The sequence below is a fragment of the Mycoplasma sp. HS2188 genome (assembly GCF_025209835.1).
Lineage (GTDB): Bacteria > Bacillota_I > Bacilli_A > Mycoplasmatales > Metamycoplasmataceae > Mycoplasmopsis.
Genome location: NZ_JAOAOI010000077.1, coordinates 1 through 535, shown reverse-complemented (window position 1 = coordinate 535; position 535 = coordinate 1). Strand labels below are relative to the sequence as shown.

Here is a 535-nt window from a genome sequence, read left to right as displayed (position 1 = left end):
GAAAATTTAACTTGACAATTTAGATCGGATGGTCAAAGAGTATCTGATCAAGAGTTTAATAAATATTTAAAAGATTTAGAAGACATTAATAATTGAGAAAAACATGTAGGTTATGAAATATCGACAAGAATTGATTTTAATCATTTTGAAGCTATGTATCAAAAGATAATGAGAAATAGTTCTCTTGATTTAAATGTTAAAAATGAAATTAAAAGACAGTGAGAAAATGCTAAATTAGGATTAATAAAAGGTAAGAGCGTTGAGATAAAATTACAAAACGATGATTATCAATATATTAGCTATCGCTCGTTTGAAAACAAGGAATATGATGATTGAAATTGATATGATGGCCCTTTAATTGATATAAATATACAAGACCAGGCAAAAAGACTGGTTATTGATATTAGCGGTGAGTATGAAAAAGCACACGATAATTATGAGGAATTAAAAACTGGTTGATACAAAATTCAAAATGAAATTTTACAAAATAAAACAGAATTTATGATTAGCTCTGATAGTGGTGGTAATTTAAATA

At 26.2% G+C, this 535-nt stretch carries 1 pseudogene; it reads left to right on the top strand.

The annotated features are described in order from the left end of the window. Positions 1–535: pseudogene (locus N1F73_RS03890) on the top strand (conjugation protein); the annotation flags it as partial.